This window comes from Pseudomonas sp. 13159349 (genome assembly GCF_013305685.1).
Taxonomy (GTDB): Bacteria; Pseudomonadota; Gammaproteobacteria; order Pseudomonadales; family Pseudomonadaceae; genus Aquipseudomonas; species Aquipseudomonas asiatica.
In genome coordinates this window covers 5,891,128-5,905,682 of the sequence record NZ_CP045553.1, presented here as the reverse complement: position 1 = coordinate 5,905,682, position 14,555 = coordinate 5,891,128, and the positions used below count along the sequence as shown (strand labels likewise).

Sequence of the window (14,555 nt, the reverse complement as noted above, 5' to 3'; positions counted from 1 at the left end):
AGACACTTCTGTTCCCCTCTTTTGAATTTGCCTTCCTGATACGGGACGTTGGCTGACGCTCCATCGTCACGCCGATCATGCCATCAGCGGCGCTTTTCCAGCCGATCTGTTTCTGCATATTGCACCGCCTTTTTGCGGCGGGGTGCGATGTTAACCTGACTGCACCCATGCAACATGGGCTTTTCCTGCATTCAAAACAGTAAGTACTTGCTGCTCGCTCAGGGTTGCCTTGGCAGAGGAGCGGTCTGCCCAGGCATCCAGCAACGGACGAGAAAAGGAGTATCACGCCATGCATGCCATCAGCTTCATCCAGGACCTGGCAGTCATCATGCTGGTTGCTGGCGTGGTCACCATTCTCTTTCACCGCCTCAAGCAGCCCGTGGTGTTGGGCTACATCGTCGCCGGCTTCATCATCGGCCCGCACACCCCACCGTTCGGCCTGATCCACGATGAAGACACCATCAAGACCCTCGCCGAGCTGGGGGTGATCTTCCTGATGTTCTGCCTGGGGCTCGAATTCAGCCTGCGCAAGCTGTTCAAGGTAGGCGCCACGGCGTTCATCGCGGCGTTCCTGGAAATTGTGCTGATGATCTGGATCGGCTTCGAGATCGGCCGCTGGTTCGGCTGGAACACCATGGATTCGCTGTTCCTCGGCGCCATCCTGGCGATTTCCTCGACCACCATCATCGTCAAGGCGCTCAACGACCTGAAGATGAAGAACGAGCGTTTCGCCCAGCTGATATTCGGCGTGCTGATCGTCGAGGACATCCTCGGTATCGGCATCATCGCCCTGCTATCGGGCATCGCCGTCAGCGGCACGGTCAGCTCGGGCGAGGTGTTCTCCACTGTCGGCAAGCTGTCGCTGTTCATGATCGTTGCGCTGGTCATCGGCATCCTGCTGGTGCCGCGCCTGCTGGCCTACGTGGCCAGGTTCGAAAGCAACGAGATGCTGCTGATAACCGTATTGGGCCTGTGCTTCGGCTTCTGCCTGCTGGTGGTGAAGCTCGAGTACAGCATGGTGCTTGGCGCCTTCCTGATTGGCGCGATCATGGCCGAGTCGCGCCAGTTGCTGAAGATCGAGAGCCTGATCGAACCGGTACGCGACCTGTTCAGCGCCATCTTCTTCGTCGCCATCGGGCTGATGATCGACCCCCAGGTGTTGATCGACTACGCCTGGCCGATCGTGGTCATTACCCTAGCGGTGGTGTTGGGCAAGATGTTGTCGTGTGGCATGGGCGCGTTCATTGCAGGCAATGACGGGCGCACATCGCTGCGGGTGGGCATGGGGCTTTCGCAGATTGGCGAGTTTTCTTTCATCATCGCCGCGCTGGGCATGACTCTGCAGGTGACCAGCGACTTCCTCTACCCGGTGGCTGTGGCGGTATCGGCAATCACCACGCTGCTGACACCCTACCTGATCCGTGCCGCCGACCCGCTGTCGCTCAAGCTGGGCAAGGTGGTGCCCAGCCGCCTGGCGCGGGTGTTGTCGTTGTATGGCGAATGGTTGCGCAGCATCCAGCCGCAGGGCGAGGGCGCCATGCTCGCGGCGATGATCCGGCGCATCCTGTTGCAGGTTGGGGTGAACCTGGCGCTGGTGATCGCCATCTTCTTCAGTGGTGGCTATTTCGCCGGGCGGATCGGCAACTGGCTCAGCGAGTGGGTCAGCGATACCAGCCAACAGAAAGCGCTGATCTGGGGGGTAGCGTTATTGCTGTCGTTACCATTCCTGATTGCGGCCTATCGCAAGCTCAAGGCGCTGTCGATGCTACTGGCAGAGATGGGCGTCAAACCGGAAACGGCCGGACGGCATACTCAGCGCGTGCGACGAGTTATTGCCGAGGTGATTCCGTTGTTGTCGCTGCTGGTGATTTTCCTGCTGCTGTCGGCGCTGTCGGCGAGCATTCTACCGACCAGCGAGCTGCTGCTGGTGATCGCCGTGGTGGCTGCAGTGGTGGTGGCCTTGCTGTGGCGCTGGTTTATCCGCGTGCATACGCGCATGCAGATTGCCTTGCTGGAGACGCTGGAGAACAGCCGCGAGAATACGCACTGAAGAGGGCAATGCTCCCTGCGCAAGATTTCACCGTCGTCCGAGGGGATGGAGCGGTAGCGATGTCGCCAGGCGCAGAAAGCCTGGCGATTTTAACTGTATAGATGGCACTAGGCCATAATTCTCTGTCTCAGATCGGAGAACTCAATTCGTAAGCGCGACGCTCCCACAGGACCCTGCTAAATCCAATCAGGGCCTGGGCAATGGAATAGAGATCAGCTCTCCAGCCAGACATCCCGCGCCCAGTGCCACACCGATTCCCAGCTGTCTTCACCGACGATTTCCTCTTCGGCATCCCACAGCACCACGGTGCCATCCTCTTCGACGCAGTAGTAGTTGTCGCCGTCCTGGCACAGTGGAATCAGGTCACGTGGCACGCCGGCATCCCAGGCGTTGGCGGCGACGTCGGGCAGGTAGGTATGTGACTGTGGGTCGGTAACGGTCACCGGCTCCAGTGAGCCATACACCACGTCACTGACGGTCAGCAGGAACTCCTTGAACACGAAAGGAATGTTAATGAACAGCTCTTCTTCGATTTCGACCAGCAGGTCCTCGTCGGGAAGCTCAAGGGGCACCGGCACTGGCTCGTTGGCTTCACGGAGTTGTTCGATCACTTCTTCCACGGTTCACTTCCTCTGACCTAGATGACAACGCTGCGCGTTATACCCTAGTAGGCCACTCTGGCAAAAGCAAAAACCCCGGGACAGGCCCGGGGTTTTTTGTGCAGCACGCAGCGGTTAGCCGTTTTGACGGATACCGGCCACCAGCCAAGGCTGGTTTTCGCCCTGGGCGCGAACCATGTGCCAGCTTTCGCTGAACACTTCGCCCTGGTCGAAGCGCGAGTTCTTCGACACGCCACGGAAGGTCAGGGTGGCGTCGGTACGGTCGGCGCGGTCGTCAACACCGTCCAGCTGTACCTCGAGGTTGTCGATGTAGGTGGACTGGAAGCCATCACCCAGTTCGGCGCGCTCGCGCTTGAGGAACTCGAGCATCTGCGGGGTGACGAACTCGGCGATCTTGTCCATCTCGTTGGCGTCCCAGTGCTGCTGCAGCGCCTGGAAGTGGTTACGGGCAGCAGCCAGGAAGTTCTGCTCGTTGAACCAGGCCGGGGCGTTGATCACCGGGGCGGCTGCGGCAGCAGGTGCGGCCGAACCACCGAAGATCGACGGCTGGGCCGGCTGCGCGTGAGTTTCACGCTGCATCGGCGCATGGCCCGGCATGGCCATTTGCGGCTGCTGCTGGCGACGGCGCGCGGCGATGAAGCGGAACACCAGGAAGGCGATGAGCGCCACGATCAGGAAGTCCATGATCTGGAAGCCTTCGAAACCGTCGCCCATGAACATGGAAGCCAGCAGGCCACCGGCGGCGAGGCCGGCCAGAGGGCCTAACCAGCGCGAAGCACCGCTGGCGGCCGGAGCGGCACGGCCAGGTGCGGTCGGCGCGGCGGCAGGCGTGGTTGGCGTGGCCTGGCGGGTCTGGTGAATAGGCGCGGAGCCCGAGCTCTTGCCGCCGCCAAAACGCTTGGCGTTGGCGTCCAGGCTCAGCGTCAGGCCGACGCAGAGCGCCAGAGCGATGCTAAGAAAACGTTGCATAAGTGGGATATCCCCTGTTGTGGATTGCACGCGCGTCATGGTGCACAGGTTCCCGGGCAGATGACCAGCGACATAATGTTTCGAGCTTTTGCCTGAATGTTACAAGGTGCTTATGACGGACCTGTAGGGGCGGCCTTGTGTCGCGAAAGGGCTGCGAAGCAGCCCTAAGATATCAGCGTCGACGCCATGATTGTGGGGCCGCTTTGCGGCCCTATCGCGACACAAGGCCGCTCCTACAAGGGACCGCGCAGGCTTTCAGATGGCCTCGAGCTTGGCATACCCCAGCATCAGCCACTTGCTCCCTTCGGCAAAATTCACCTGCACACGCGCCTGGGCGCCGGAGCCCTCGAAGTTGAGGATCACACCCTCGCCAAACACCGCGTGCTGCACACGTTGGCCAAGGTTGAACGCGGTCTGCGGAATGCTGGCATTGGCGAACAGGTTGCTGTTCGTGGCCGTCTTGGCCCCGCCGAACGGTCGGCTGACGCTGTTGGACAGGCGCACTTCCTGAACCAAGCCTGCCGGAATTTCGCGTACGAAACGTGACACCTTGTTGTAAGTCTCGCTGCCATACAGGCGACGCGTTTCGGCGTAGGTCATGACCAGCTGGCGCATGGCGCGGGTGATACCCACATAAGCCAGGCGGCGTTCCTCTTCCAGGCGGCCAGGCTCTTCCAGGCTCATCTTATGCGGGAACAGGCCTTCTTCCATGCCCACCAGGAACACATACGGAAACTCCAGGCCCTTGGCACTGTGCAAGGTCATCAGCTGGACGCTGTCTTCATGCTCGTCGGCCTGTGTATCGCCTGCTTCGAGCGAGGCGTGGCCAAGGAATGCCGAGAGAGGCGAGAGGTCGGCGTCTTCGTCGGTAGACTCGAAGTTGCGCGCTGCGCTGACCAGTTCCTCAAGGTTTTCTACCCGTGCCTGGCCCTTCTCACCCTTTTCTTCCTGATGGTAGATGATCAGCCCGGACTGCTCGATGGTGGTTTGGGTCATGGTATGCAGCGGCATGTCCACGACCTTGGCAGCTAACCCTTCGATCAGCTCGATAAATGCACCCAGGGCACTGGCAGCGCGACCTTTCAGGGCTTTGGCGGCAAGCAGCTGGCACATTGCTTCCCACATCGACAGCTGGCTGTGGCGGGCGTGCTCGCGTATGGCTTCGACAGTTTTTTCGCCAATGCCACGTGGCGGCACGTTGATCACCCGTTCCAGGGCAGCATCGTTACCGCGGCCTTCTATCAGCCGCAGGTAAGCCATGGCGTTCTTGATTTCGGCGCGCTCGAAGAAGCGCTGGCCACCGTAGATGCGGTAGGGGATGCGTTCGCGCAGCAGGGCTTCTTCCAGCACCCGCGACTGGGCGTTGGAACGGTACAGTATGGCGATCTCGTTGCGCGCATTGCCCTTCTTGACCAGGCTCTCGATGGTTTCCACCACGTAGCGCGCTTCGTCGTGCTCGTTGTAGGCCGCATACAGGGTCAGCGGTTCGCCTTCACCCATGTCGGTCCACAGCTCTTTGCCCAGGCGCCCGCTGTTGTTGGCGATCAGTGCGTTCGCCGCCTTGAGGATGCCACCGGTGGAGCGGTAGTTCTGCTCCAGGCGGATCATCTCGGCGTCGGGGAAGTCGGCAGTGTACTGGTGAATGTTCTCGATCTTGGCACCGCGCCAGCCGTAGATCGACTGGTCGTCATCGCCCACCGCCATCAGGCTGTCACCGCCGCGCGCCAGCAGGCGCAGCCAGGCGTACTGCACGGCGTTGGTATCCTGGAACTCGTCCACCAGCACGTGGCGGAAGCGCCGCTGGTAGTGCTCCAGCAGGCCCGGGTGGTCGCGCCACAAGTCCAGGGCGCGCAGCAGCAGTTCGGAGAAGTCGATGACCCCGGCGCGCTCGCAGGCCTGCTCATAGGCGGTATAGACGTCGCGCATGGTCGACAGGAACAGGTCGCCCCCGGCCTGGATATGCTGTGGACGCAGGCCTTCGTCCTTTTGCCCGTTGATGAACCACTGGGCCTGGCGTGCCGGCCATTTCTGCTCGTCCAGGCCCAACTCGCGCATCACCCGCTTGATCAGGCGCTGCTGGTCGTCGCTGTCGAGGATCTGGAAGTTCTGCACCAGCCTCGCTTCCTGCCAATGGGCCCGCAGTAGGCGATGGGCCAGGCCGTGGAAGGTGCCGACCCACATGCCCGCCGGGTTGATACCCAGCAGTTGCTCGATACGCTGGCGCATTTCTGCCGCGGCCTTGTTGGTGAAGGTCACCGACAGGATCGAGTGCGGCGATGCCTGCTCCACCTGGATCAGCCAGGCAATGCGGTGCACCAGCACGCGGGTTTTACCGGAACCGGCGCCAGCAAGCACCAGTTGACGCCCGAGCGTGGCCGCTACGGCCTGGCGTTGGGCATCGTTGAGGGAGTTCAGCAGGAGGGAGAGGTCGTCTGTGCGCATCGGGCCATTCTAGGGCGCGGCAGGAAATGGGGCAAACCTCTACTGTATAAATATTCACCTGCCACATGTCCGTTCATCGAGCCGATGGAAGGTGCCAGGCCACCGCTCGGGCGACCTGGCCGGCAGCGGCTCAGTCAATCGCCTCGATGGTACGAATTTCGCAGCGCTGCGAACCGTCTGCATGAATGATCTCCACGGTTTTCCAGCCAGTGCCGCCTGCACGCTCGAAAGCCACGGTTTTTTCCGTCAGCACCTGCGGAGTGATTGCGCCGCTATCCAGAAGTTGAAGCTCAAGCACTTCCCAGCCACCCCTGTGGCGCAGCTTGGGTTCGACCAGCACCGGTTCTACGGCCGGGGAGGCGACCGTAACGGTGCCGTGAACCCTGAAAACCTGCTTGCCGTGGGCGATGTCGTTGATTGCAACGAGGTTGGTGATAGTAGCCATTGCCTGCTCCTGTCTCGGGTTGAAAGTAGCGCCAGTGCGCTGGGCTACTTTCTGCCCTTTGGCCTGCCAGGGGAGCAGGGCAGTGCTTCAGCTATGCCAGTGCCTGCCGTGCCTGGCGAGCAGGCTGTTGGCTTGCTCTGGCCCATTACAGCCTGCCGGGTACGGTCGCGGCGCCTGGAAGTGCTCTTCACAGCCCTTGATGATCGGGTCGATCCAGGCCCAGGCCGCTTCCACTTCATCGCGGCGCATGAACAGCGTCGAGTCGCCCTCCAGCACATCCAGCAGCAGGCGCTCGTAGGCGTCCCAGCGGCGGGTCTGGCTGAACACCTGGGCCAGGTTCAGGTCCAGGTCCACAGGTTCCAGGCGCATGCCCTTGCCTGGGCTCTTGGTCATCATGCGCAGGCTGATGCGTTCGTCCGGTTGCAGCTGAATCAGCAGCTGGTTGACCTGGCCACCATTGAAAAGCTCGTGGGGCACCGGCTTGAACTGGATGACGATCTGCGATGAGCGCCGTGCCATGCGCTTGCCGGTACGCAGGTAGAAGGGCACGCCCGCCCAGCGCCAATTGTCGATGTGCGCCTCGATGGCGATGAAGGTTTCGGTGTCGCTGTCGTTGTCGACGTCCTTTTCGAAGTAATAAGCCGGCACTTCCTGGCCGCCGATGCGCCCGGCGCCATACTGGCCGCGTACGGTCTTGTCCTGCACGTCCTGGCCAGTGATGGGCTTGAGGGCCCGCAGGATCTTCACTTTCTCGTCACGCACCGCTTCGGCCTCGAACTGCGCGGGGGGCTCCATGGCCACCAGGCATAGCAGCTGAAGCAGGTGGTTCTGCAACATGTCGCGGGTCGCCCCGGCGCGGTCGTAGTAGGCACCACGGTTCTCTACACCCAGGGTCTCGCAAACGCTGATCTGCACGTGATCAACCTGGTTGTTGCGCCACACCGGCTCCAGCAGGGCGTTGGCAAAACGCAGGGCCATGAGGTTCTGCACGGTTTCCTTGCCCAGGTAGTGGTCGATGCGAAATACCTGGTTTTCCTCCAGCACTGCGCCAATCGCTTCGTTGATGGCGGTAGCCGATTCCAGCGAGTGGCCGATCGGCTTTTCCAGCACGATGCGCGCCTCAGTGTCTGCCAGGCCGGCGTTATGCAGGTGCTTGGCAATCGGCACGAACAGATTGGGGGCGGTGGCCAGGTAGAAGATGCGCGTCAAGCCGCCGGGTTCGCCCAGGTAGCGCGCCAGGCGACCGAAGTCGGCGCTTTGCGAAGCATCCATGGCGAAATAGTCGACCCGCGCGGAAAACCGCTGCCAGACCTCTTCGTCGAAGTCGCTGCGGGCAATCTGTGCCCGGCAATGGCGTTCGGCGAGCTTGAGATAATCGTTACGTGGCAAGTTGCGTCGTGCCAGCGCGATGATCCGCACGGCGTTGTTCAGACGGGCCTCGCGAAACAGGTGGTAGAGCGCCGGAAGCAGTTTGTGCAGGGCCAGATCGCCGGTGCCGCCGAAGACCAGAATGTCGCAAGGAATAGTCAAACCACCACTCTCCACGTTCGTTTAACTGGGCGGGTTGGCGTCCATGTAGTATAACTACAAGAAAGCTACAACCCGGCCAGCCGATCATAACCGAGTCCAGCCTGTGAATCTGTTGCAACATATCGCCCAATCGCGCCACCTGCTGCGCAAATCGGAACTCAAGGTAGCCGACCACGTGCTACTCGACCCGGCTGCCGTCATGCACAGCTCCATGGCCGATCTGGCGCACAGCGTGGGTATCAGCGAACCGACCATCGTGCGTTTCTGCCGCGCGATCGGTTGCTCGGGCTTCCAGGACCTGAAGCTGAAGCTGGCGCAGAGCCTGGCTGCGGGGGCGAGTTTCGGCCAGTTCGCCATCCATGAAGACGACTCGGTCGCCGACTACAGCCTGAAGATCTTCGACACCACGCTGCACACCCTGATGGAAGTGCGCGAGCACCTCGACCCACAGGCGCTGCAGCAGGCGGTGACTGCCATGGCCCAGGCGCAGCGTGTGGAGTTCTATGGCTTTGGCGCCTCCGGTGCGGTGGCGGCCGATGCTCAGCACAAATTCTTCCGTCTGTTGCTCAGCGCGGCAGCCTATTCCGACCCGCACATGCAGGCGATGTCGGCGGTGACCCTGAAACCAGGTGATGTGGCGGTATGCATTTCCCAGTCGGGCCGTTCCAAGGACCTGCTGATTACCGCCAACCTGGTCCGTGAGAGCGGCGCCAACCTGATTACCCTGTGCCCAAGCCAGACACCGCTGGCGGAGCTTTCGACTGTCAACCTGGCGATCGATGTGCATGAAGACACCGAAATCTACACCCCGCTGACCTCGCGTATCGCCCACCTGGTGGTGATCGACGTGCTGGCCATGGGCGTAGCCATGGCGCGCGGGCCGAGCCTGGTCAACCACCTGAAGAGCGTGAAGCGCAGCTTGCGCAGCCTGCGCTTGTCGCCCAAGTCGATCAAGGCTACCGACGACTGAATTCTCCCTGCGCCGGCCTCTTCGCGGGCTTGCTCGCGAATGGGCCGGTACAGGGAGTGAAAATTCACGATTCTGTCACCATTCCACAGCCAAACCGTAAACCACTCAAGCCAGTCTGAAACTCCCGCATCCTATCTGGGAGACAGGCAATGGCTCGTGACTTCGACGGTACGTACCAACCCAGCGCCAAGGCTCGCAAGCAGCAGGAAAAGGATCAGCGCCGCATGGAATACCGCCGCGCGATCGAAAGCTATTGCGACCAACGTCAATTGCTCCGCGAACTAGTGGACTACCCCGAACTGCAAGAGCTCACGGTCTGGCAGGCGTCGGCAGCAGCTTCCCCGAAAAACGCTCAACCAGCGCGCTGATCAGCGCACGTTCGCTGCGGATGAACGCCAGGAAAGCCAAGGCCACCGGCGACTGCCGTTTGGCCTTGGACTGCACCACGCACCAGCTGCGGTACAGCGGCAGTTCTTCCACCGGCAGCTCCCTCAATACACCGGTAGCCAGCTCCAGGTTGACCGCATGGCGGGTAAGCATGGCAATGCCCAGCCCGGCAATTACGCACTCGCGCTGGGCGTCGGCCGAGGCCACCTCCAGGGTCTGGGTGAAATGCACGCGCTTGTCCTTGAAGTATTCCTCGCAAGCCTTGCGCGTGCCCGAACCCTGTTCGCGGACCAGCAGGGTATGAGGCTCCAGGTCCTGCAGGCGCAGTTGCTCCAGCTTGCACAGCGGGTGCTCGGGCGGCGCCACCGCGATGATCGGGTTGTTGAGGAACGGCAGAAACTCCAGGCCCATGTCCTGCGGCACCATGGACATGATGATCAGGTCGTCGCGGTTGTCCGACAGGCGGCGGATGGCCTGGGCGCGATTGACCACCGTCAGGGTCAGGTTGACCTCCGGGTGACGCTGCTTGAAAGCCGCGAACAGGTGTGGCACGAAGTACTTGGCACTGGACTCGATCGCCAGTTTCAACTGCCCCTGCAATGAGCCCTGCATGTCCGAAAGCTGCATGTCCAGGCTCTCCAGGCGCCCGAAGATATCGCGGCTGGCGCGTTGCAGGGCCTCGGCAGCTTCGGTCAGGTAAAGCTTCTTACCCACGTACTCGAACAGCGGCTGACCGATCAGCTCTTCGAGCTGACGGATCTGTAGACTAACGGCGGGTTGCGTAAGCGCCATCTCTTCTGCCGCACGGCTGTATGAACGCAAATCGCACACCTCGTTGAAGATCTGCAGTTGACGCAAAGTCATACGCATCAAGGACTTACGCATTTTTATCCGCCCTTCGGCAACACCTTGTTACCGCACTATAAGCTTTTGCTAATACAGCCCCTAACAAATATTGATTTTTGTTTATCAACCTACAGCGCTAGGGTGAATGTGCGACTGGCCAGCAACGTCTGGTCACGCGCCGACCGGGAGAACCGGCTCGACTGTTCCTACGGCTTTGGGAAGACTCCAGTGATAAAAAAAATCCTGATCGCCAACCGAGGTGAAATTGCAGTTCGGATCGTGCGTGCGTGCGCCGAAATGGGCATTCGCTCGGTGGCGATCTATTCCGACGCCGACCGCCATGCGTTGCACGTCAAGCGTGCCGATGAAGCCCACAGCATTGGTGCCGAGCCGCTGGCCGGTTACCTGAACCCGCGCAAGCTGGTGAACCTGGCTGTGGAAACCGGCTGTGATGCCCTGCACCCAGGTTATGGTTTCCTGTCGGAAAATGCTGAACTGGCAGAGATCTGCGCCGAGCGCGGGATCAAGTTCATCGGCCCGGCCGCCGAGGTCATCCGCCGCATGGGCGACAAGACCGAAGCGCGTCGCACCATGATCGCCGCTGGTGTGCCGGTAACCCCGGGTACAGAAGGCAACGTTGCCGATATTCACGAAGCCCTGAGCGAAGGTGACCGCATCGGTTACCCGGTCATGCTCAAGGCCACCTCTGGTGGTGGCGGCCGTGGTATTCGCCGTTGCAACAGCCGTGAAGAACTGGAACAGAATTTCCCCCGCGTCATCTCCGAGGCTACCAAGGCCTTTGGTTCTGCGGAAGTGTTCCTGGAAAAGTGCATCGTCAACCCCAAGCACATCGAGGCGCAGATCCTCGGTGACAGCTTTGGCAACGTCGTGCACCTGTTCGAGCGCGACTGCTCGATCCAGCGCCGCAACCAGAAACTCATCGAAATCGCCCCGAGCCCTCAGCTCACCCCCGAACAGCGCGCCTACATCGGCGACCTGGCGGTGCGTGCGGCCAAGGCGGTGAACTACGAGAACGCCGGTACCGTGGAGTTCCTGCTCGCCGATGGCGAGGTGTACTTCATGGAAATGAACACCCGGGTGCAGGTGGAACACACCATCACCGAGGAAATCACCGGTATCGACATCGTCCGTGAGCAGATCCGCATTGCCTCGGGCCTGCCGCTGTCGGTCAAGCAGGAAGACATCCAGCACCGCGGTTACGCGCTGCAGTTCCGCATCAACGCCGAAGATCCGAAGAACAACTTCCTGCCCAGCTTCGGCAAGATCACCCGTTACTACGCACCCGGCGGCCCAGGCGTGCGTACCGACACGGCGATCTACACCGGCTACACCATCCCGCCGTTCTACGACTCCATGTGCCTGAAACTGGTGGTGTGGGCGTTGACCTGGGAAGAAGCCATGGACCGCGGCCTGCGGGCCCTGGACGACATGCGCGTGCAAGGGGTGAAGACCACCGCCGCGTACTACCAGGAAATCCTGCGCAATCCGGAATTCCGTAGCGGCCAGTTCAACACCAGCTTCGTCGAAAGCCACCCGGAACTGACCAATTACTCGATCAAGCGCAAACCCGAAGAGCTGGCCCTGGCCATCGCCGCCGCCATCGCCGCCCACGCAGGCCTGTGAGGAACCCCATAATGTCCAAGAAAATTCACGTAACCGACACGATCCTGCGCGACGCCCACCAGTCCCTGCTGGCCACCCGCATGCGTACCGAAGACATGCTGCCGATCTGCGACAAGCTCGACAAGGTCGGCTACTGGTCGCTGGAAGTCTGGGGTGGCGCCACCTTCGACGCCTGCGTGCGCTTCCTCAAGGAAGACCCGTGGGAGCGCCTGCGCAAGCTGCGCGCAGCGCTGCCCAACACCCGCCTGCAAATGCTGCTGCGCGGCCAGAACCTGCTGGGCTACCGCCACTACAGCGACGACGTGGTCAAGGCGTTCGTCGCCAAGGCCGCAGTCAACGGTATCGACGTATTCCGTATCTTCGATGCCATGAACGACGTGCGTAACCTGCGCGTGGCCATTGAAGCGGTCAAGGCTGCCGGCAAGCACGCTCAGGGCACCATCGCCTACACCACCAGCCCGGTGCACACCATCGAAGCCTTCGTGAACCAGGCCAAGCAGATGGAAGCCATGGGTTGCGACTCGATCGCGATCAAGGACATGGCCGGCCTGCTGACCCCGTTCGCCACCGGCGAACTGGTCAAGGCGCTGAAAGCCGAGCAGTCGCTGCCGGTGTTCATCCACTCCCACGACACTGCCGGCCTGGCCGCAATGTGTCAGCTGAAGGCTGTGGAAAACGGCGCCGATCACATCGACACCGCCATCTCCAGCTTCGCTTGGGGCACCAGCCACCCGGGTACCGAGTCGATGGTTGCCGCGCTCAAGGGCAGCGAATTCGATACTGGTCTGGACCTGGAACTGCTGCAGGAAATCGGCCTGTACTTCTATGCCGTGCGCAAGAAGTACCACCAGTTCGAAAGCGAGTTCACCGCCGTGGACACCCGCGTGCAGGTCAACCAGGTACCGGGCGGCATGATTTCCAACCTGGCCAACCAGCTCAAGGAACAGGGCGCCCTCAACCGCATGAACGAAGTGCTGGCTGAGATCCCGCGCGTGCGTGAAGACCTCGGCTTCCCACCGCTGGTAACCCCGACCTCGCAGATCGTCGGTACCCAGGCATTCTTCAACGTGTTGGCCGGCGAGCGCTACAAGACCATCACCAACGAGGTGAAGCTGTACCTGCAAGGCGGTTACGGCAAGGCTCCGGGCGTGGTCAATGAGCAGCTGCGCCGTCAGGCGATCGGCAGTGAAGAAGTGATCGACGTGCGCCCAGCCGACCTGTTGAAGCCGGAAATGGCCAAGCTGCGTGCCGATATCGGCGCCCTGGCCCGATGCGAAGAAGACGTGCTGACTTTCGCCATGTTCCCTGACATTGGCCGCAAGTTCCTCGAAGAGCGTGAAGCCGGCACCCTGACTCCCGAAGTTCTGCTGCCAATTCCTGAAGCGGGCGCAGTGGCGTCCCACAGCGGTGAAGGCGTACCGACTGAGTTCGTCATCGATGTGCACGGCGAAACCTACCGTGTCGACATCACCGGTGTGGGCGTGAAGGCCGAAGGCAAGCGCCACTTCTACCTGTCGATCGACGGCATGCCGGAAGAAGTGGTGTTCGAGCCACTCAACGAATTCGTCGGCGGCGGCAGCAGCAAGCGCAAGCAGGCCAGTGCCCCGGGCCACGTCAGCACCACCATGCCAGGCAACATCGTCGATGTGCTGGTCAAGGAAGGCGACATGGTCAAGACCGGCCAGGCCGTGCTGATCACCGAAGCCATGAAGATGGAGACCGAAGTGCAGGCGGGTATCGCTGGCAAGGTCGTGGCCATCCACGTGGCCAAGGGCGACCGTGTGACTCCGGGCGAGATCCTGATCGAGATCGAGGGCTGAGATAAGCCCTCATCTATAAGCGGTTAACCTCTGGGGAGCGAATGCTCCCCTTTTTTGCGTTGAATCTGACGGCCTCTTCGCAGCACAAGGCTGCTCCTACAGGCCCCCGCAAGCCTGAGGTCAGTACCCGCGAAGAGGCCGGCTGATCCAACACAACTCTCAACTTTTACGGCATGCCTCAAGTGTTTCTACCTGACCTCCAGGTTGTTGGTTGGTATCGCTCAACCACCGCTCGAACCCGGCGGCCACCGCTGGCCACTCATCATCGGTAATCGAATACCACGCCGTATCCCGATTGTGGTCCTTCACCACAAGGTGCTTGCGGAACACTCCTTCATAGACAAAGCCAAACCGCTCCGCAGCACGCTTGGAGCGGGCGTTGGCGTTGTTGCACTTCCACTCCAGCCGGCGGTTGCCCAGCTCGAAGCCCAGCTTGCCCAGCAGGTACACCGCCTCGGTGCCCTTGGGTGTACGCTGCATGGCGGCGCCGAAGGCGATGTGGCCAATTTCGATGCGACCGTGGTCGGGCACGATCGACATCAGGCTGAGGATGCCCTGGGCCTGGCCGCTGGTGCGGTCGATGACGGTGTAGAACAGCGGGTCGCGGCCGGCGGCGTTGCCTTCCAGCCAACGGTCGAAGGCGGCACGCTCGGCAAATGGGCCATAGGGCAAGTAGTCCCACAGTACCGGATCGGCAGCCGGGCCTTGCAACACCTCCCAGAGGTCGTCGCCATGTCGCGCCGGGTCAAGCTTTTCGAGGCGGATGAAACGGCCGTCGATAGGGTCGGCCTGTGGGACTGCGGCGGGTTTCCAGTTCAATGCGTCGGTCATG

The 14,555-nt window shown here is 61.4% G+C and carries 12 protein-coding genes; 5 read left to right on the top strand and 7 right to left on the bottom strand.

The window, feature by feature from the left end; all coding sequences use genetic code 11:
• The first annotated feature begins 289 nt into the window (after positions 1 to 289).
• Positions 290 to 2,050, top strand: coding sequence for a cation:proton antiporter (locus GEV38_RS27080; RefSeq protein ID WP_015272368.1), 1,761 nt, complete (start codon positions 290 to 292; stop codon positions 2,048 to 2,050).
• Positions 2,051 to 2,262: 212 nt separating this feature from the next.
• On the opposite strand, the gene GEV38_RS27075 is transcribed toward GEV38_RS27080, so the two are convergent.
• The 5 genes from GEV38_RS27075 to zwf form a co-directional block, all read right to left on the bottom strand.
• Positions 2,263 to 2,670, bottom strand: coding sequence for an SMI1/KNR4 family protein (locus tag GEV38_RS27075; protein ID WP_013974843.1), 408 nt, complete (start codon positions 2,668 to 2,670; stop codon positions 2,263 to 2,265).
• A gap of 114 nt (positions 2,671 to 2,784) precedes the next feature.
• Positions 2,785 to 3,639, bottom strand: coding sequence for a Tim44 domain-containing protein (locus tag GEV38_RS27070; RefSeq protein WP_003260050.1), 855 nt, complete (start codon positions 3,637 to 3,639; stop codon positions 2,785 to 2,787).
• 255 nt (positions 3,640 to 3,894) lie between these two features.
• Entirely contained in the window at positions 3,895 to 6,081 is a 2,187-nt protein-coding gene (uvrD, locus tag GEV38_RS27065) for a DNA helicase II (RefSeq protein WP_015272367.1), read from the bottom strand.
• 130 nt (positions 6,082 to 6,211) lie between these two features.
• The gene (locus GEV38_RS27060) at positions 6,212 to 6,526 is read right to left on the bottom strand and encodes a hypothetical protein (protein WP_015272366.1); all 315 of its coding nucleotides are present in this window, start codon (positions 6,524 to 6,526) and stop codon (positions 6,212 to 6,214) included.
• Between the two features lie 87 nt (positions 6,527 to 6,613).
• Positions 6,614 to 8,056 (bottom strand): glucose-6-phosphate dehydrogenase, encoded by a 1,443-nt coding sequence (zwf, locus tag GEV38_RS27055; RefSeq protein ID WP_015272365.1) that lies wholly within the window; start codon positions 8,054 to 8,056, stop codon positions 6,614 to 6,616.
• 103 nt (positions 8,057 to 8,159) lie between these two features.
• On the opposite strand from zwf, the gene hexR reads away from it, so the two are divergent.
• Together hexR and GEV38_RS27875 are read left to right on the top strand one after the other, a co-directional pair.
• Positions 8,160 to 9,026 carry a transcriptional regulator HexR gene (hexR, locus tag GEV38_RS27050; RefSeq protein WP_011536461.1) on the top strand — a complete coding sequence of 289 codons (867 nt, stop codon included), beginning with the start codon at positions 8,160 to 8,162 and terminating at the stop codon, positions 9,024 to 9,026.
• Between the two features lie 149 nt (positions 9,027 to 9,175).
• Positions 9,176 to 9,394, top strand: a complete 219-nt coding sequence (locus GEV38_RS27875) for a PA3496 family putative envelope integrity protein (protein ID WP_080563834.1) — start codon at positions 9,176 to 9,178, stop codon at positions 9,392 to 9,394.
• Here the strand turns inward: GEV38_RS27875 and GEV38_RS27045 are convergent.
• Entirely contained in the window at positions 9,336 to 10,298 is a 963-nt protein-coding gene (locus GEV38_RS27045) for a LysR family transcriptional regulator (protein WP_015272364.1), read from the bottom strand. The genes GEV38_RS27875 and GEV38_RS27045 overlap by 59 nt on opposite strands.
• A gap of 189 nt (positions 10,299 to 10,487) precedes the next feature.
• Here GEV38_RS27045 and GEV38_RS27040 point away from each other — a divergent pair, with 189 nt between their 5' ends.
• Both GEV38_RS27040 and oadA read left to right on the top strand, forming a co-directional pair.
• Positions 10,488 to 11,903: an acetyl-CoA carboxylase biotin carboxylase subunit gene (locus tag GEV38_RS27040; protein WP_013974837.1), complete on the top strand. Its 1,416-nt coding sequence runs from the start codon at positions 10,488 to 10,490 to the stop codon at positions 11,901 to 11,903.
• Positions 11,904 to 11,914: 11 nt separating this feature from the next.
• Entirely contained in the window at positions 11,915 to 13,723 is a 1,809-nt protein-coding gene (oadA, locus tag GEV38_RS27035; protein ID WP_013974836.1) for a sodium-extruding oxaloacetate decarboxylase subunit alpha, read from the top strand.
• A gap of 159 nt (positions 13,724 to 13,882) precedes the next feature.
• On the opposite strand, the gene GEV38_RS27030 is transcribed toward oadA, so the two are convergent.
• Positions 13,883 to 14,554: a GNAT family N-acetyltransferase gene (locus GEV38_RS27030; protein ID WP_015272363.1), complete on the bottom strand. Its 672-nt coding sequence runs from the start codon at positions 14,552 to 14,554 to the stop codon at positions 13,883 to 13,885.
• Between the last annotated feature and the right edge of the window lies 1 nt (position 14,555).